Origin of the sequence: Mycobacterium helveticum, assembly GCF_007714205.1 — a bacterium.
Lineage (GTDB): Bacteria > Actinomycetota > Actinomycetes > Mycobacteriales > Mycobacteriaceae > Mycobacterium > Mycobacterium helveticum.
Window position 1 is genome coordinate 1 of sequence record NZ_VMQU01000118.1, and the last position, 16611, is coordinate 16611.

The 16611-nt window shown below is 71.6% G+C and carries 16 protein-coding genes; 4 read left to right on the top strand and 12 right to left on the bottom strand.

All coding sequences use genetic code 11. The annotated features are described in order from the left end of the window. The first annotated feature begins 92 nt into the window (after nucleotides 1-92). The 3 genes from FPZ47_RS21670 to FPZ47_RS21680 all read left to right on the top strand — a co-directional run bounded on the left by FPZ47_RS21670 (nucleotide 93) and on the right by FPZ47_RS21680 (nucleotide 3021). Nucleotides 93-1217: an alkaline phosphatase family protein gene (locus tag FPZ47_RS21670; protein ID WP_144955240.1), complete on the top strand. Its 1125-nt coding sequence runs from the start codon at nucleotides 93-95 to the stop codon at nucleotides 1215-1217. A gap of 159 nt (nucleotides 1218-1376) precedes the next feature. After that, nucleotides 1377-1826: a hypothetical protein gene (locus tag FPZ47_RS21675; RefSeq protein ID WP_144955237.1), complete on the top strand. Its 450-nt coding sequence runs from the start codon at nucleotides 1377-1379 to the stop codon at nucleotides 1824-1826. Nucleotides 1827-2031: 205 nt separating this feature from the next. Further along, entirely contained in the window at nucleotides 2032-3021 is a 990-nt protein-coding gene (locus FPZ47_RS21680) for a PPE family protein (RefSeq protein WP_144955234.1), read from the top strand. Between the two features lie 12 nt (nucleotides 3022-3033). Here the strand turns inward: FPZ47_RS21680 and FPZ47_RS21685 are convergent, their stop codons facing one another. The 9 genes from FPZ47_RS21685 to dxr all read right to left on the bottom strand — a co-directional run bounded on the left by FPZ47_RS21685 (nucleotide 3034) and on the right by dxr (nucleotide 13490). Next, nucleotides 3034-3774, bottom strand: coding sequence for a gamma-glutamyl-gamma-aminobutyrate hydrolase family protein (locus FPZ47_RS21685; RefSeq protein WP_144955232.1), 741 nt, complete (start codon nucleotides 3772-3774; stop codon nucleotides 3034-3036). An 82-nt stretch (nucleotides 3775-3856) separates the two neighbouring features. Next, nucleotides 3857-4408 carry an alpha/beta hydrolase gene (locus tag FPZ47_RS21690; RefSeq protein WP_144955243.1) on the bottom strand — a complete coding sequence of 184 codons (552 nt, stop codon included), beginning with the start codon at nucleotides 4406-4408 and terminating at the stop codon, nucleotides 3857-3859. Nucleotides 4409-4480: 72 nt separating this feature from the next. Continuing rightward, nucleotides 4481-5980 (bottom strand): cobyric acid synthase, encoded by a 1500-nt coding sequence (locus FPZ47_RS21695; RefSeq protein ID WP_144955229.1) that lies wholly within the window; start codon nucleotides 5978-5980, stop codon nucleotides 4481-4483. 25 nt (nucleotides 5981-6005) lie between these two features. Continuing rightward, on the bottom strand, nucleotides 6006-6863 hold the full coding sequence (map, locus tag FPZ47_RS21700; protein WP_144955226.1) for a type I methionyl aminopeptidase: 858 nt from the start codon (nucleotides 6861-6863) through the stop codon (nucleotides 6006-6008). Between the two features lie 95 nt (nucleotides 6864-6958). Then, nucleotides 6959-8776 carry a penicillin-binding transpeptidase domain-containing protein gene (locus tag FPZ47_RS21705; protein WP_144955224.1) on the bottom strand — a complete coding sequence of 606 codons (1818 nt, stop codon included), beginning with the start codon at nucleotides 8774-8776 and terminating at the stop codon, nucleotides 6959-6961. A gap of 132 nt (nucleotides 8777-8908) precedes the next feature. Further along, the gene (locus FPZ47_RS21710; RefSeq protein WP_144955222.1) at nucleotides 8909-9763 is read right to left on the bottom strand and encodes a GNAT family N-acetyltransferase; all 855 of its coding nucleotides are present in this window, start codon (nucleotides 9761-9763) and stop codon (nucleotides 8909-8911) included. A 56-nt stretch (nucleotides 9764-9819) separates the two neighbouring features. Then, a complete protein-coding gene (ispG, locus tag FPZ47_RS21715; protein ID WP_144955219.1) occupies nucleotides 9820-11001 on the bottom strand; it encodes a flavodoxin-dependent (E)-4-hydroxy-3-methylbut-2-enyl-diphosphate synthase in 1182 nt (393 codons plus the stop codon). Nucleotides 11002-11023: 22 nt separating this feature from the next. Next, on the bottom strand, nucleotides 11024-12247 hold the full coding sequence (locus FPZ47_RS21720) for a M50 family metallopeptidase (protein ID WP_144955216.1): 1224 nt from the start codon (nucleotides 12245-12247) through the stop codon (nucleotides 11024-11026). Nucleotides 12248-12266: 19 nt separating this feature from the next. Further along, nucleotides 12267-13490 carry a 1-deoxy-D-xylulose-5-phosphate reductoisomerase gene (dxr, locus tag FPZ47_RS21725; RefSeq protein ID WP_210419959.1) on the bottom strand — a complete coding sequence of 408 codons (1224 nt, stop codon included), beginning with the start codon at nucleotides 13488-13490 and terminating at the stop codon, nucleotides 12267-12269. 131 nt (nucleotides 13491-13621) lie between these two features. On the opposite strand from dxr, the gene FPZ47_RS21730 reads away from it, so the two are divergent. Then, nucleotides 13622-13876, top strand: a complete 255-nt coding sequence (locus FPZ47_RS21730; protein WP_144955210.1) for a DUF2631 domain-containing protein — start codon at nucleotides 13622-13624, stop codon at nucleotides 13874-13876. Here FPZ47_RS21730 and rlmN read toward each other — a convergent pair. From rlmN to frr, 3 genes are read right to left on the bottom strand one after another with little or no spacing between them, the layout of a single operon-like run. Continuing rightward, a complete protein-coding gene (rlmN, locus tag FPZ47_RS21735; protein WP_144955207.1) occupies nucleotides 13869-14978 on the bottom strand; it encodes a dual-specificity RNA methyltransferase RlmN in 1110 nt (369 codons plus the stop codon). The genes FPZ47_RS21730 and rlmN overlap by 8 nt on opposite strands. A gap of 41 nt (nucleotides 14979-15019) precedes the next feature. Next, nucleotides 15020-15964, bottom strand: a complete 945-nt coding sequence (locus FPZ47_RS21740; protein ID WP_144955204.1) for a phosphatidate cytidylyltransferase — start codon at nucleotides 15962-15964, stop codon at nucleotides 15020-15022. Nucleotides 15965-15986: 22 nt separating this feature from the next. Then, nucleotides 15987-16544 carry a ribosome recycling factor gene (gene frr / locus FPZ47_RS21745; RefSeq protein WP_144955201.1) on the bottom strand — a complete coding sequence of 186 codons (558 nt, stop codon included), beginning with the start codon at nucleotides 16542-16544 and terminating at the stop codon, nucleotides 15987-15989. Nucleotides 16545-16611 lie beyond the last annotated feature (67 nt).

Below are 16611 nucleotides of genomic sequence, written 5' to 3' on the forward strand. Positions count from 1 at the left end.
ACTGGTCCCGCCGCCGCGCTCATCCGACTCCCGAGCCAATCCTGGGACCCACCCAGCGCCGACACGCTTATTTGAGGTCTAGCCTGGCCGCCATGACCGGTTCCATCTGCGACGTGCTGCCCGCCGCGGCCGCGCTGCTCGGTGTGCCCGGCGGGACCGACACACTGGCGCTGGCGGAGGCCGTCGGGGCCGACCGGGCCGAGCGTGTGCTGGTCGTCCTGGTCGACGGGATGGGCTGGCACCTGCTGCCGGAGCTGGCCGCCAGCGCACCGCTGCTGTCGTCGGCGCTGGCCGGTGCGGCCGGCCGGCTCACCCGGCTGGCATGCACGTTTCCGTCGACCACGCCGACCAGCCTGGTGTCGCTGGGCACCGGCGCGCGGCCCGGCGAACACGGCATCCTGGGCTTCACCCTCAACGTCCCCGGCACCGACCGGGTGGTCAACCACATCCACTGGCGCAATGACCCGCCGCCGGCCGCCTGGCAGCCCTTGCCGACCTGGTTTGCCCGTCTCGAGCGCGCCGGCGTGGCCGCGCACGCCGTGCTGCCCGCGGCGTTTCTGGACGGCGGCCTGACCGACGCGGCCTACCGCGGCGCGCGGTTCGTCCCGACCCGTCCGGACGACGACTACGCCGCGGCGGTGGCCGCCACGCTGCGGTCGGCGCCCGGCCTCGTCTACGGCTACACCGCCGACCTCGACACCGCGGCCCACGTGTTCGGCATCGGTTCGCCCGGCTGGCACGAGGCGGCGACCCGCGTCGACGCGCTGCTGACCCGGCTGGTGGAGGCAATGCCCGCCGACGCGGTGCTGCTGGTGACCGCCGACCACGGCGGACTCAACATCGCGCCGGATGCCCGCGTCGACCTCGACGCCGACCCCCGACTGGCCGCGGGGGTGCGGGTGGTCGCCGGCGAGCCGCGGGTGCGGTACCTGCACACCGAGCCGGGCGCGGCCGCCGATGTGCGGGCGGCCTGGGCCGAGATCCTGGGTGACCGCGCCCACCTACACAGCCGCGCAGAGGCCGTGGCCACGGGCATGTTCGGGCCGGTCGATCCACGCCACGCGGCGCGGATCGGTGACGTCGTGGTCGTCTGCGCCGGCGACCTGGCCGTCCTGGCGACCGCCCACGAGCCCCCGCAGACGGCTCGGCTCATCGGTTTCCACGGCGCGGCCACACCCGCCGAGACGGCCGTCCCCCTCATCGTCCGCCGCGGCTGACGCCGCCGCGGCTTTGTCCCCCAGATGTCCCGCGCGTCCCGGCCGTCGGGTAGAGGCGCGGACCCGGCCACGGCATGCCGCTTTGAGGGAACACACACCTGATTTTGATCGTTCTCACAGGTCGGCGCGGCCACCCCCTCCACTACAGTCGGAATCATTGTGAAGCTTCGGTGCGGCGGTACGGGTCGGCGATGGTGGCCGGCCGTAGCTGCCCTGGCCGCACTGTGTGTGCTGGCCGCCGTCACGACGGGCTGGGCGGCCCGGGGCACGGCGGTCACCGCCGCGATCGTCCCGCAGACCGCAACCCTGTCGCACGGAACAACCCTGTCGCACGGAACGCACGGCGCCGACCTGCACCGTGACGAGCACTCGCGATCCGTCCTCACCCACGGCTTCTCCAGCGACCACTCGCCGACGCACCAGAAAAAGAACGCCTGGATGACCCGCGACCGGCCGCCGACCGGAACCCGCATCGCCGCCCAGGCGGTGCGCTCCCCGTTGCCGGCCGTCGCGCCGCAGGGCCGGCCGGGCGACATCGACGCCCGCGCACCCGCGGCCGCCCCCGACGATCGCGACATTCTCACCGAACTCTGCATCGCCCGCTGCTGACGGGCCGGCGTCGGACCTCCGCGCCCGCCGACGCGTGTGCGGCCGGCTGCGCACGGTAGCCGTTGCCGCTTCGCCGCGCTTCGAGCCGGCGGAGCTTCCGACCAGCCGAACACCGCCGCGTCTGCGCGCACTCCAGTCTCAGAGGAAGATTCATGTTCTCGCGCACCCCTGACACCGCCCGATCCCCCCGCCGAGTGAGATAGCGATGGACTTCGGCATGCGACCGCCGGAGTTCAACTCCGGTCACCTGTATTCGGGCCCGGGTTCGGACCTGCTGATGACCGCCGCCGCCGCCTGGGACACGCTGGCCGGCACCCTGGGCGAGGCGGCGGCCGGCTACGCCGCGGCGACCGGGCAACTCGGGCGGGGCTGCCGGGGCCGGGCGGCGACGACCACCCGGGCCCTGGCCCAGCACCGCGAATGGCTGGAGAAGCTGGCCGCGCAGGCCCGGCAGGCCGCCCACGGAGCCGAGGCGGCCGCGAGCGCCTACGAGGCGGCGTTCGCGGCCGCGGTGCCCCCCCGGACGATAGAAGCCAACCGCGCGCGGCGCGCGTCGTTGGCCGCCACCAACTTCCTGGGGCTCACCAGCGCCGACATCGCGGACACCGAGGCGGACTACGAGCAGATGTGGGCCCGGGACGCCGCCGCCATGTACACCTACGCCGCCGCGTCGGCGCAAGCGGCGGCGTTGACGCCCTTCGACCCGCCGCCGGCTCATCCCGGCGGGCCGCCGACGACGGCGTCCCGCGCCTGGCGCGTCAAAGCCGCTCCGGAGGTCGTCGCGGCCGGTGGCCAGGTGATGGCGGCGATCCCCGAGAGGTTGGCCGGGCTGACCCGCTCACCGCTGGGCAGCCTCGACGCGTCCCTGCTGCCGGTGACGGCGTCCCTGTCCAAGCTGAGCTCGCTGTCGGCGCCCGTGGACGTCGCGATCAGGCACCTCAACTCCCTCAACAAGGCGGCGGCGTTGCGGCGGCTGCTACCGGAACCGGGCGGCGCGGCCGGCGCGGCGATCACCGCGCGAGTCGGATGCGGCACCTCGGTCGGGCCTTTGACGGTGCCGCATGCCTGGACCGAGCCGGTGGCGACCACCCGTGGCCCCGCACAGCCGCCGCACCGGGGCCGGGCCGGCGAGCCGATCCGCCTGGCCGCCCGGCACGAACCCGCGGGGCAACCGTCGCGGCGCAGGCCGAGCTGAGCCCGGCGGGGTTCACCGGCGCCCGGCGTATGCGCGAGCCGCCTCCACGATCGCCGAGAACAACCTCAGGTCCTGCAGGCACTCCTCCGGATGCCACTGCACGGCCAGCACGAAATGCTCGCCCGGCACCTCCAGCGCCTCCACCACCCCGTCGGCGTCCCACGCGCTGACCGCCAGTCCCGCACCGACTTTCGCGACCGCCTGATGGTGGTAGCAGCGCACCTCGGCTGATTCGCCGAGCAGCCCCGCCAGCCGCGTGCCGGGCACCGTGCGCACCGCCAACGGCGTGAACACCGCGGCGCCGGCCCGGTGCCCGTGGTGGCCGAGGACATCGGGCAGGTGTTGGTGCAGCGTCCCACCAAAGGCCACGTTGAGCACCTGCGCGCCGCGGCAGATGCCCAGCACCGGCAGCCCGCGCCGCAACGCGGCCCGCAGCAGGGCGAACTCCCAGGCATCACGCGCGGGTACCGGCTCGTCGGTGTCCGGGTGCGCCGGCTCGCCGTAGGCCGCGGGATCGATGTCGGTGCCGCCGGTGATCACCAGGCCGTCGAGGCGGTCGAGCACCCGGTCGGCGACGCCGGGGTCCACCGGCTGCGGCGGCAGCAGCACCGCGACGCCGCCGGCCATGGCGACGCCCCGGAAATAGTCGGCGGGCAGCAAGCCGGCGGTCACGTCCCAGACGCCGGTGCGGGCCCGATCCAGGTAGGTGGTCAGGCCGACGATCGGGCCGGACGTGGCGGCGTTGTCAACCACGCGTCTTCTCCTCGGTCACCCCCGACGAGCCGCGCCGCGCGGCTACCGTCGGCACATCACTTGCCGCAGAACAGGGCCGGCGCTACCAGGTGCTGGTGCGCAGCACGATCTCGGCGGCCAGCTGAGCGGTCGACTCCTGCACCGTGCGTCGGACGAGATCCACGACGCGGTACTCGGAGTAGACGAACCGCTGGCTGTCCCGGGCCGCCGCGCGGGCGGCCGGGGAGCTGACCAGCACGGTGGTCCCGATTTCCACCGGCGGGCAGTGCTTGTCGCGCACCACGCCGTGCGCGTCGGCGACCCGCGGATGCCCCCGGTCGATCGCCACCAGGCCGACGAACCGGCCCAGCCTGGTTGCCGCCAACTCCCAGGCGAGGTCTCCCCCGGCGCGGTCGCCGACCACCACGGCCCAGCCGATGCCCACCGCGTCGAGGATGCCGATCACCGACTTGGGAGTCAGCCGCGGATCGAAGCCGATGACGAGCGTGCGCAGCGAGGCGGTGTGCAGCCGCTCGCATACCGCGTCGTAGGCCGGAGGCGGCCGGTGCACGTCGCCCACGACGGCCACGACCACGCCCTGCTCCGGACCGGCGATGCCCACGGGGACGGGAAATCCGTCCAGGGTGGTCATCATCGAGGGCACTTACGCACGCTACCGCCGATCGGCAGGTGGACGCGAGGCTTTTCCGCCGCCGCCACCGCCCGGTCAGACCCGCAACTCGGTTGCGATGTGCGGCCGCCGCGGCGGCGGCGCCTCGAGCAGGCCGAGAACGGCGTCGAGGTCCAGATGCGACGCCAGCAACTCGGCGACGGCATCCAGCTGGGCGTCGCGCCGGGCGGCGACATCGACGTCGCCGACGACGAATCCGCGGCGGCCGGCCGCGTCGGCGACACGGGTGAGCCACGCGCGGCGGAACTCGTCGTTGTCCAGCAGGCCGTGCCAATGCGTGCCGAAGACCGCGGCGCGCTCGACGCCCTGCGGTTCGGACTCGACCGCGAACCAGCTGTTTTCGGCGCACCGGGACAGCCGCCCGTGGTGGATCTCGTACCCGCTGAGCGGCGGTGCCCAGCGCCGCAGGACCTTGGCCGCGGTAAAGACGATGTCGGCGTCCAGCAACCCCAGTCCGGCGACCTCCCCCGCCCCGGATTCCACCGGGTCCGCAATGCGCCGGCACAGCATCTGGAATCCTCCGCAGATGCCCAGCACCGGCTTGCCGGCGCGGGCGTGCCCGACGATGGCGCCGGCCAGGCCCCGGTCCCGCAGCCAGGAGAGGTCGGCGACGGTGGCCTTGCTGCCCGGCAGCACGACCAGGTCGGCATCGGCCAGGTCACCGGGGTCGCTCACCCAGCGCACCAGCACGCCCGGCTCGCAGGCCAGCGCCTCGAGATCAGTGGAGTTGGAGATGCGGGGCAGCCGAATCGCGGCCACCCGCAACCACTCGCCGCCGCACGGAGGCGCGGGCCTGCCCACGACGCGGTGAGCGACCACCGACAGCGAGTCCTCGGCGTCGAGCCAGAGTTCCTCGGCGTAGGGCAGCACGCCATAGGTGGGGCGCCCGGTCATGGCGTGCAGCTGCCGCAGCCCCGGTTCCAGCAGAGCGGGGTCGCCGCGGAACTTGTTGACGACGAAGCCGGCGACGAGCGCCTGGTCGTCGGGCTCGAGCACGGCGAGCGTGCCGAACAGGTGCGCGAGCAAACCGCCGCGGTCGATATCCCCGACCAGCAGCACCGGCAGGTCCGCGGCCCTGGCCAGGCCCATGTTGGCCAAATCTGTTGCGCGCAGGTTGATTTCGGCGGGCGAACCCGCCCCCTCGCAGATCACCGCGTCGAAGTCCCTACGCAAACAAGACAATTCGTCGGAGATGACGCCGGCGAGCCGGTCGCGGTGCCGCAGATAGCCCGTTGCCGTCACCGACCCGGCGACCCGGCCACGGATCACCAGTTGCGAGGTCCGGTCGCCGCCCGGTTTGAGCAGGACGGGGTTGAACCGGACGCTCGGTTCCAGGCCCGCCGCCCGCGCCTGGATCGCCTGGGCCCGCCCGATCTCGCCGCCCTCGACGGTGACCGCCGAGTTGTTGGACATGTTCTGCGCCTTGAACGGCGCGACGCGGACCCCGCGGCGTGCCAGCAGCCGGCACAGGCCCGCCACCACCACCGACTTCCCCGCGTCGGAGCTGGTGCCGGCAACCAGCAGCGCCCCGCTCACCTCGCTGCGGCGAGCGCCGGTGGGGTCATGGCAGCGTGAGGATCTCGACGCCGGCGTCGGTGACGAGCAGCGTGTGCTCGAACTGCGCGGTCCACTTGCGGTCCTTGGTGACCACGGTCCAGCCGTCGTCCCAGATCTCGTAGTCCAGTGCGCCGAGGTTGATCATCGGTTCGATGGTGAACGTCATGCCCGGCTGCATGGTCGTCGTCACCGAGGGCTGGTCGTAGTGCAGCACCACCAGCCCGTTGTGGAACGTGGTCCCGATGCCGTGGCCGGTGAAGTCGCGAACGACGTTGTAGCCGAACCGGTTCGCATACGACTCGATGACCCGGCCGACAACCGACAGCGCGCGCCCCGGTTTGACGGCGTTGATCGCCCGCATCGTCGCCTCGTGGGTGCGCTCGACGAGCAGCCGGTGCTCCTCGGAGACGTCCCCGGCCAGGAAGGTGGCATTGGTGTCGCCGTGCACCCCGTCGACGTAGGCGGTCACGTCGATGTTGACGATGTCGCCGTCCTCGACCACCGTCGAGTCGGGGATGCCGTGGCAGATGACCTCGTTGAGCGACGTGCAGCACGACTTGGGGAATCCCTTGTAACCCAGCGTGGACGGGTAGGCGCCGTGGTCGACCATGTACTCGTGGGCAACGCGGTCCAGTTCGTCGGTGGTGACCCCCGGCGCGACCGCCTTGCCCGCCTCGGCGAGCGCGCCGGCCGCGATCCGGCCGGCGACGCGCATCTTCTCGATCACCTCCGGTGTCTGCACCCAGGGTTCGCTGCCCTCCTGGGCGGTCGGCTTGCCGACGTATTCCGGGCGCGGGATGCGGGCGGGCACCGGCCGGGTCGGGGACAACACTCCGGGGGACAGCGCGGTGCGAGCAGGCATCCCGCCAGCTTAATCGCCGCCGTGGGGGCGGCTCAGCCTCCAGTGCGAATCGGTGGCGTCGGTCGTGGACACGCCGGCCGCGACACCCCCGGGCCTCAGGCCAGGAAATCCGGGGGCAGCGACTCGAACATCACCTTGGTCATCCGGACCGCATATTCCGAGCTGCCACCCCCGACGATCAGGGCCGCGAACGCCAGGTCGCCGCGATAGCCGGCGAACCAGGAGTGCGATCCGCCCGGGAACTCGGCCTCGCCGGTCTTCCCGAACACCGCCCCGCAGCCGGAGATCTCCTTGGCGGTCCCGTTGGTCACCACCAGCCGCATCATGGGCCGCAGCGCCTCGACCATCTTGGGGCTGATCGGTGTGGCGTCGCCCTGCACCGTCGTCGGCCGCCCGGCGATCAGCTGCGGCACCGGCGTCCTGCCGGCCGCGACCGTGGCGGCCACCAGGGCCATGCCGAACGGGCTGGCCAGCACCCTGCCCTGGCCGAAGCCGTCCTCCGTGCGCTCGGCCAGGTCCACCGTCGGCGGCACCGAGCCGGTGACCGTGGTGATGCCCTCGACCTGGTAGTCCAGCCCGATGCCGTAGCTGCCGGCCGCCTGCGTCAGCCCGCGCGGCGGCATCTTGCTGCTCAACTCGGCGAACGTGGTGTTGCAGGAACTGGCGAACGCGCGCGACATCGGCACCACGCCCAGGTCGAAGCCCCCGTAATTGGGGATGCTGCGGTGCCCGATGTCGATGTGCCCGGGGCAGCCCATCATCGTGTTGGGCGTGGCCATGTCGCGCTCGACGGCGGCCCCGGCGGTCACCATCTTGAACGTCGACCCGGGCGGGAACAGCCCGGTGGTGGCGAGCGGGCCGTCGGCGTCGGCCCCGGCGTTCTGCGCGATCGCCAGAATCTCCCCCGTGGACGGCTTGATCACCACCATCATCGCCTGGCCGCCGCGGGTGTCGACGGCGTGCTGGGCGGCATTTTGCACCGCCCGGTCCAGGGTGAGCGAGACCGAGGGCGCCGGCGACCCCTGAACCTCGTGCAGCACTTCGACCTCGACGCCGTTCTGGTTGACGCTGACCACCCGCCAGCCCGGCTCGCCGTCGAGTTGGTCGATGACCGCCTTCTTCACCTGGGCCACGACCGTCGACGCAAAATGCGGGTCGGTGGGCAGCATCTCGGGCTGCGGTGTGATCACGATGCCGGGCAGCCGTCCGATCGCCGGGAAGACCTTGTCGTTGTCGTCCGGATGCAGGGTGCCCAGGTCCACCGGCTGAGTCGACGAACTGGCCTGCTCGGCGAGCAGCTGGGGGTCGTTGAGCGCGTCGTTGAAGGGGTGCAGGACGTCCACGACGGCGTGCGCCGTCGAGCTCAGGGCCAATCCCGAGCCGGCCTGCGTGGCGTCCAGCGTGTAGTGGTACAGGTAGCCCGGCACCAGCACATCGGTCCCGCCGAGTTCGTTGACCGACGCCCGCCGCGGCTGGTCGGCCCGCAGCGCGAACGTCTGGTGCTCACCCAGCTTGGGATGCAGCCCGGTGCTGGCCCAGCGCACCCTCCAGCGCCTCTCGTAGCGGGCCATCTTCAGCGCGCCGTCATACGCCCAGATGCGGTTCTTGGGCAGGTGCCAGGAGAAGCGGTAGTCCACCTTGCCGGTGTCTTCGGCGTATTTGGCGCTGAGGACCTGCGCATCCAGGTGGGTGGCCTGCAGCCCGGACCAGGCCGCGTTCAGCGCCTCGCGGGCGTCGTTGGGGCTGTCGCTGAGCTGGGCGGCGGTCGCGGTGTCCCCGATGGCCAGGGCGGCGAGGAACTTCTCGGCGGCCGGACCGGGTCCGTCCGGCCGCGGGGTGCACCCGGACAGCGCGATCGTTGCGGCGACAACCACGCTTGTGACCGAAGAGACGAATGTTGTTCTAGTTGCCATCGGTGCTGATGTTAAGAACTGTGACGTGGCGACCCGCGCCGACACACCGAGACGCAACCGTTATGTCCGGCGCGCGTCCCGCCCGGGCCGCGACTTCGTGCGCCGAGTGTGCGGCACGCCCGGAAGAACGGGCTAGTCCAGCAGTACCGTCGCGAAGGTGCCGACCTCGGTGAAGCCGACACGCGCGTACGCGGCGCGGGCCACCGTGTTGAAGTCGTTGACGTACAGGCTGGCGATCCGCCCGGCGCCGACGATCACCGCTGCCACCGTCGCGGTGCCGCCCGTGCCCAGTCCCTGGCCGCGCCACTCCGGGTGCACCCAGACGCCCTGGATCTGGCCGACCGCCGGGGACTGCGACCCCACCTCGGCCTTGAACACGACCCGACCGTCCTCGAAGCGTGCCCAGGCCCGCCCGGCCGCAATCAGGCTGGCCACCCGGCGCCGGTAGCCACGACCCCCGTCACCGAGCCGCGGGTCGACCCCCACCTCACCGATGAACATGTCGACGGCGGCCACCAGGTAGGCGTCCAACTCGTCCGGCCGGACCTGGCGCACCCCGGCGTCGATGTCGCAGTTCGGGTGGGCGGACAGCGCCATCAGCGGCTGCTGCTCGCGCACGTCGCGTGCCGGGCCCCACGCCGCCTCGAGACGCTCCCACATCGGCAGCACCAGGCCGGCCCTGCCCACCAACGACGAGCAGCGCCGCGTCCCGCTCATCGCCTCGTCGGCGAACGCGTTGAGGTCGGCCGGCGCGCCACGCAGCGGGATCAGGTTGGCCCCGGCAAAGCACAGCGAATCCTGCGGACCGCGGCGGGTCCACAGCTCCCCGCCGATCGCGTTGGGGTCGACGCCGTGATCGGCGACGCGCGCCGCGACCATGCACGACCCGACCGGGTCTTCGTCGAAAACGCGCCACACCGCGGCGGCATCACGCACCACGGACACCCGCCGCTCGCCGACAAGGCGGAAGATGGGCGGAGCCGACATGGGGGCGAACTCCCTGTGGTGGGTGCCGAGCGCCGGTACGAGCGCACCGGCCCCTATCAGCTTACGGTCACAACCGGCGAACCGCTCGCGGTTGTCTGCGGCCCGTCACCCGATTCCCCCATTTCTTCGCCCATTTCGGAGGCCAGCCGCATCGCCTCCTCGATCAGCGTCTCGACGATCTGGGCTTCCGGCACGGTCTTGATCACCTCACCCCGAACAAAGATCTGGCCCTTGCCATTTCCCGACGCGACGCCCAGGTCGGCCTCGCGGGCCTCGCCCGGTCCGTTGACGACACAGCCCATCACCGCGACCCGCAGCGGCACGTCGAGACCGTCCAGGCCCGCGGCGACCTCGTTGGCCAGCGTGTAGACGTCGACCTGGGCGCGGCCGCACGACGGGCACGAAACGATCTCGAGCCCGCGCGGCCGCAGGTTCAGGGACTCGAGGATCTGGATACCGACCTTGACCTCTTCGACGGGCGGGGCCGACAGCGACACCCGGATGGTGTCTCCGATGCCCTTGGACAGCAGCGCGCCGAAGGCGACCGCGGACTTGACGGTGCCCTGGAAGGCGGGACCGGCCTCGGTGACCCCGAGGTGCAGCGGGTAGTCGCACCGGGCGGCCAGCAACTCGTACGCGGCGACCATCACCACGGGGTCGTTGTGCTTGACGCTGATCTTGAGTTGGGAGAACCCGTGCTCCTCGAACAGCGAGGCCTCCCACAGCGCCGACTCCACCAGCGCCTCGGGGGTGGCCTTGCCGTACTTCTCCAGGAACCGCTTGTCCAGCGAGCCCGCGTTGACACCGATGCGGATCGGGATGCCGGCGGCCGCGGCGGCCCTGGCCACCTCGCCCACGCGGCCGTCGAACTCCTTGATGTTGCCGGGGTTGACCCGCACCGCGGCGCAGCCGGCATCGATGGCGGCGAAGATGTACTTGGGCTGGAAGTGAATATCGGCGATCACCGGGATCTTGCTCTTCCTGGCGATCGTGGCCAGCGCGTCGGCGTCCTCCTGACGGGGACACGCCACCCGGACGATGTCGCAGCCCGCCGCGGTCAACTCGGCGATCTGCTGCAGCGTCGCGTTGACGTCGTGGGTCTTGGTGGTGCACATCGACTGCACCGAGATCGGATAGTCGCTGCCGACCCCGACGTCACTAACCATCAACTGGCGCGTGGGGCGCCGGGGCGAGAGCGTGGGTGCCGGTGCGTCCGGCATGCCCAGGCCAACGGTCACGTTCGTGGATTCCTTCGCTTGGTCATTGGAAGAGCCTGATCGGGTTGACCAGATCGGCGGTCACGGTCAGCAGCATGTACCCGACGACGAAGACCAGGACCACGTAGGTCGCGGGCATCAGCTTGAGGTAGTTCACCGGCGCGGCCGCCACCATGCCGCGGGCGGAGCGAATGAGGTTGCGGACCTTCTCGAACACCGCGATGGCGATGTGGCCGCCGTCGAAGGGCAACAACGGCACCAGGTTGATCGCACCGAGGACGAGGTTCAACTGCGCCAGGAAGAACCAGAACGCCACCCACAACCCGTGGTCGACGGTGTCGCCGCCGATGATACTGGCCCCGACCACGCTCATCGGCGTCTGCGGGTCACGCTGGCCGCCGCCGATGGCCCGCATCAGGGCACCGACCTTGGTCGGGATCGCGACCAGCGCCTTGCCCACCTGTGCGGTCAGGTCGCCGGTGAACGCGAAGGTGGCCGGTACCGCCGAGAACACTCCGTAGTGCATGGGTGCGACCCGGACGGCGCCGACGCCGATGGCGCCCACCGTCGAGGCCTCGGGGTGGCTTCCCTGCTCCTTGGCGCCACCGGACACGAAGCGCTGCGTGGGCTCGATGTCGACGTAGGTGGTGATGGTGGAGCCGTCGCGCTCCACGACGACCGGAACGGTGCCGTGCAGCTTGCGGACCGCCACGGCCATGTCCTCGAAGCTGGAGACCGGGGTGTCGCCGACCTTGACCACGACGTCGCCGGGACGGATCCCGGCGCGCGCGGCAGGCCCCGGACCGCTGCAGCTCCCGAGCTTGCCCGGTGCCACTTCCGGTGCGACACAAGCTGTTTCGCCGACCACGGCGTTGGCGGGCGGGTGCAGGTTCGGCAGCCCCCAGACCAGTGCGATGCCGTAGATCAGCGCCAGGCAGATGACGAAGTTCATGCCGGGGCCCGCGAACAGCACCGCGACCCGCTTCCAGGTCGCCTGCTTGTACATCGCCCGGTCGGCCTCATCGGGTGCCAGCTCTTCGACCGGTGTCATGCCGGCGATGTCGCAGAAGCCGCCCAGCGGGACGCCCTTGACGCCGTACTCGGTCTCCCCGCGCCGCGTCGACCACAGCGTGGGCCCGAAGCCGACGAAGTAGCGGCGCACCTTCATGCCCGTGGCGCGGGCCACCCACATGTGGCCGCACTCGTGCAGGGCCACCGACACGAGGATGGCCAGCGCGAACAGCACAATGCCGATCACGAACATCATTTCGCTGCCAGGACCTTTCTCAAGCCAATCCCGAGACCTTGTCAGGGGCCCCCGTTGCGGTCGCGGTCGCCGCCGCCGCGGCAAGGGCGCGCTGGGCGCGCTCACGCGCCCAGCGCTGCGCGTCCAGTACCTCATCCACGTTAGCGGGTGATGCGGCCCATTGGTCGGCGGCGTGCAGCACGTCGGCGATCGTCTTCACGATGCCCGGGAAGCCGATCCGGCCGGCCAGGAACGCCTCCGCCGCCTCTTCGTTGGCCGCGTTGTAGACCGCGGTCATGCAGCCGCCGGTCTCCCCGGCGTGCCGGGCGAGGTCGACCGCGGGGAACACGTCGCCGTCCAGCGGCTCGAATTCCCAGGTGGAGGCGGTGCCGAAGTCGCACCAGGCGGCCGCCCCGGGCACCCGGTGCGGCCAGCCCAGCGCCAGCGAGATGGGCAGCTTCATGTCCGGCGGGCTGGCCTGCGCGATCGTCGAGCCGTCGACGAAGGTGACCATCGAGTGAACAATCGACTGGGGGTGCACGACCACCTCGATGCGGTCGTAGGGGATGCCGAACAGCAGGTGGGTCTCGATGAGCTCGAGCCCCTTGTTGACCAGCGACGCCGAGTTCAGCGTGTTCATCGGGCCCATCGACCAGGTCGGGTGGGCGAGCGCCTGTGCGGGGGTGACGCCCTCCAGGTCGGCGGCGCTCCAGCCGCGGAACGGCCCGCCGGAGGCGGTCAGCACCAGCTTGGCCACCTCGTCGGGGGAACCGCCGCGCAGGCACTGGGCCAGCGCGGAGTGCTCGGAGTCCACGGGCACGATCTGGCCCGGCCGCGCCGCCCGCAGCACCAACGGGCCGCCGGCGATCAGCGACTCCTTGTTGGCCAGCGCCAGCCGGGCCCCCGACTCCAGCGCGGCCAGCGTCGGACGCAGCCCCAGCGCCCCGACCAGCGCGTTCAGGACGACGTCGGCCTCGGTTTCCCGCACCAGCCTGGTGACGGCCTCGGGCCCGCGGAACGGGACGTCACCGACGCGCTCGGCCGCCCGCTCGTCGGCGACGGCGATGTTGGTCACCCCGGTCTCGGCGCGCTGCCGCAGCAGTGTGTCGGGATGCGCACCCCCGGCGGCCAGCCCGACCACCTCGAAACGGTCCGGATTGGCCGCGATGACGTCGAGTGCCTGGGTACCGATCGAGCCGGTGCTGCCCAGTACCAGCACCCGCAGGCGGCCCTGCGCATGCCCGTCGGTCGTCGCGGTGGTCACCCACCCATTGTGCCGCCCGGCGGCGACACGGGCCACGGCGTGCCCGCGGCGCGACCGAACTCGCGGGGCCGCGCGGCGGGTATGCCAGAATCACCTCGGTAGAAGCCGATCCGATCCGAAAGGGACTCGCCGTGGCCAGTACCGAACTGGAACGCTCCGCCGGCGTCGACACCGCCGAGGTGCCCTCTGCGGCGTGGGGCTGGAGCAGGATCAATCACCGCACCTGGCATTTCGTCGGCGTGTTCTCCGTCATATTCCTGTTGGCGATGCTGCGCGGCAACCACGTCGGCCACGTCGAGGACATCTGGCTGGTCGGACTCGCCGTGGTGACGCTGCTCGTTGTGGTGCGCGACCTGTGGGGGCGCCGCCGCGGCTGGCTCAGGTAGCCGGCCCGCCCGCGGCGGCCAGCTGTCCGCAGGCGGCACTGATCTCGCGGCCGCGGGTGTCCCGCACGGTGCAGGACACCCCCTGGGACCGCACCCGCCGGACGAACTCCCGCTCCACCGGCTTGGGGCTGGCGTCCCACGCGCTGCCGGGGGTCGGGTTGAGCGGGATCAGGTTCACGTGTACCAGGGGCCCGAGCGCGCGATGCAGCCGCTTGCCCAGCAGGTCGGCCCGCCACGCCTGGTCGTTGACGCCGCGGATCAGCGCGTATTCCACCGACACCCGGCGACCGGTCGTCTCGGCGTAGTAACGGGCCGCGGCCAGAGCCTCGCCGACCTTCCACCGCGTGTTCACGGGCACCAGCGTGTCGCGCAACTCGTCGTCGGGCGCGTGCAGCGACAACGCCAGCGTCACCCCGAGCCGCTCGTCGGCGAGTGTGCGGATCGCGGGCACCAGACCCACCGTGGACACCGTCACCGACCGGGCGGAGATGCCGAAGCCGTGCGGCGGCGGGGCGATGATGCGCTGCACCGCGGCCAGGACCCGGGCGTAGTTGGCCAGCGGCTCCCCCATGCCCATGAAAACCACGTTCGACAGCCGCTGCCCCGAGCCGAAGTCGTCGCGCAGCGCCGCGGCACCCGCGCGCACCTGTTCGAGGATCTCGGCGGTCGACAGGTTGCGCCGCAACCCGCCCTGGCCGGTCGCGCAGAACGGGCAGGCCATGCCGCAACCGGCCTGCGAGGAGATGCACACCGTGTTGCGCTGCGGGTAACGCATCAGCACCGATTCGACGGTCGTGCCGTCGGTGGCCCGCCACAGGGTCTTGCGGGTCTGGCCGGCGTCGCACGCGACGTCGGCGGCCGCGGTCAGCAGCGTCGGGAACATCGCCTCGGCGACCCGCTCACGCACCGCCGCCGGAAGGTCCGTCATCTGGCGCGGGTCGGCGATCAGCCGGCCGTAGTACTGCTGTGCCAGCTGTTTGGCCCGGTACGCCGGCAAGCCCAGTTCCGCGATCGCCGACGCGCGGCCGGCCGCGTCGAGGTCGGCCAGGTGCCGCGGCGGCCTGGCGGGGCGCGGCTCGTCGAAAACCAGTTGTCGGACCATGACCCGTCCAGTATCGGTCACGGCGGGCGTGGGCCCGCAAACTACGGCAGCAAGGTCAGCACGGTCCAGGCCGCGACCGCCGACGGGAGCACGCCGTCGAGCCGGTCCATCAGGCCGCCGTGGCCGGGCAGCAGCCGGCCCATGTCCTTGATGCCGAGGTCGCGTTTGACCTGGGACTCCACCAGATCGCCGAGGGTGCAGGTCGACACGAGGACGACGCCGAGCAGCACACCGATCCACGGCGGCTTGCCGGCCAGGAACGTCGCGGTCAGGGTCGCCGCGGCGGTCCCGAAGACCAGCGAGCCCGCGAAACCCTCCCACGACTTCTTCGGGCTGATCGCGGGAACCATCAGGTGCTTGCCGAACAGCACCCCCACGGCGTAGGCGCTCACATCGGAGGCCACCACGGTGATCATCAGGCAGAAGACCCGGCCCGCGCCGTCGGGCGGGTAGACGAGCAGCGCGGCGAACGACGCGAACAGCGGGACCCACGCGGCCAGGAACACGGTGGCGGACGCGTCCCGCAGGTAGTTCGCCGAGGGCGAACCGGCCATCGGCTCGGGCCGTTTGCTGTTGTCCTGCATGAACAGCCGCCACATCATGCAGACCACCACCGTGACACCGAATCCCGCCATCGCGCCGGCCGCATGGAACGGCCAGGTCAGCCACACGGTGAGCTGGCCCCCGGCCAGCAACGGGATGGCGGGGATGACGTATCCGGCTTCGCGCAGCCGGCGCACCACCTCGTGGCTGGCGACGAAGATCGCGAGGGCGACGAGCACCACCCAGTAACGCGGAGCAAAAAGCAGCGTCGCGACGAGAACCGCGCCGATGCCGGCGCCCACGACGATCGCGGCGGGCAGGTCACGTCCCGCCCGCAGCGGCTTCCCGGCCGGCCGACGCGCGGTGTTCCGGGGTGCGGGGGCCTCGCGTGCGGGCGCCGGCTCCTCGGGCGCGCTTCCTTTGCCGGCGTCGGGGGTTGCCACGGGCTTGGTTGCTGAGCGGCCGCTAGACCTCCAGCAGCTCGCCTTCTTTGTGCTTGACCAGCTCATCGATCTGGGTGACGTACTGCTGGGTCGTCTTGTCCAGGTCCTTTTCCGCGCGCCCGACCTCGTCTTCGCCCGCCTCGCCGTCCTTGCGGATGCGGTGCAATTCCTCCATCGCCTTGCGACGGATGTTGCGCACGGAAACCTTGGCGTCCTCGCCCTTGTGCTTGGCCTGTTTGACCAGTTCGCGCCTGCGTTCCTCGGTGAGCTGCGGCACGGCGACCCGGATGAGGGTGCCGTCGTTGGTGGGGTTGACGCCAAGCTCGGAGTTGCGGATCGCGGTCTCGATCGCGCCGAGCTGACCGGCTTCGTAGGGCTTGATCACGACCAGCCGTGCCTCGGGGACGTTGATGCTGGCCAGTTGGGTGATCGGGGTGCTGGAGCCGTAGTAGTCGATCACGATCCGGGAGAACATGCCCGGGTTGGCGCGACCCGTCCGGATCGTCGACAAGTCGTCACGGGCCACCGCTACGGCTTTCTCCATCTTCTCTTCCGCATCGAAAAGAACCTCGTCGATCATCTGCGCCGCTCCTCCTCATCGCTGCGCTCTGCATCGTCGCCAGCGTCGATCATCTGCGCCGCTCCTC

Excerpts from the sequence above, each read along its gene's own strand:
- rlmN (WP_144955207.1), bottom strand. The coding sequence starts at position 14,978 with ATGGTCCGACAACTGGTTTTCGACGAGCCGCGCCCCGCCAGGCCGCCG.
- frr (WP_144955201.1), bottom strand. The coding sequence starts at position 16,544 with ATGATCGACGAGGTTCTTTTCGATGCGGAAGAGAAGATGGAGAAAGCC.
- FPZ47_RS21705 (WP_144955224.1), bottom strand. The coding sequence starts at position 8,776 with ATGGCAACTAGAACAACATTCGTCTCTTCGGTCACAAGCGTGGTTGTC.
- FPZ47_RS21710 (WP_144955222.1), bottom strand. The coding sequence starts at position 9,763 with ATGTCGGCTCCGCCCATCTTCCGCCTTGTCGGCGAGCGGCGGGTGTCC.
- FPZ47_RS21720 (WP_144955216.1), bottom strand. The coding sequence starts at position 12,247 with ATGATGTTCGTGATCGGCATTGTGCTGTTCGCGCTGGCCATCCTCGTG.
- FPZ47_RS21670 (WP_144955240.1), top strand. The coding sequence starts at position 93 with ATGACCGGTTCCATCTGCGACGTGCTGCCCGCCGCGGCCGCGCTGCTC.
- FPZ47_RS21680 (WP_144955234.1), top strand. The coding sequence starts at position 2,032 with ATGGACTTCGGCATGCGACCGCCGGAGTTCAACTCCGGTCACCTGTAT.
- map (WP_144955226.1), bottom strand. The coding sequence starts at position 6,863 with ATGCCTGCTCGCACCGCGCTGTCCCCCGGAGTGTTGTCCCCGACCCGG.
- FPZ47_RS21690 (WP_144955243.1), bottom strand. The coding sequence starts at position 4,408 with ATGATGACCACCCTGGACGGATTTCCCGTCCCCGTGGGCATCGCCGGT.